Genomic DNA, 255 nt, shown 5'->3' with positions numbered 1-255 from the left:
AGAAGAATCTTATAACTGAAATTGCAGACTTCCTAAATATAAAATACGGAGATGTCATAGCTCTTGAAATCAAAGACTCATATTATAATATGAAGGAGCAAATTGAGCCCGTTATGGAGATAGTTGAACTTGCCAGGGAAGCTATGGAGGATCTCGGTATTGAAGTCCGTATCAAGCCAGTCAGAGGTGGAACAGATGGCTCAAAGCTTTCATACATGGGCTTGCCTTGCCCAAATATTTTTACTGGAGGATATA

General features: G+C 39.2%; 1 pseudogene. It reads left to right on the top strand.

Annotation, left to right across the window (positions count from 1 at the left end):
- Positions 1-255, top strand: a pseudogene (locus ACKX14_RS16225) (peptidase T); the annotation flags it as partial.

The organism is Thermorhabdus hydrogeniformans (assembly GCF_049310025.1).
In the GTDB taxonomy this organism is placed as follows: Bacteria; Bacillota; Thermosediminibacteria; order Thermosediminibacterales; family Tepidanaerobacteraceae; genus JBJYKD01.
This window is presented reverse-complemented; position numbering and strand designations above follow the sequence as displayed.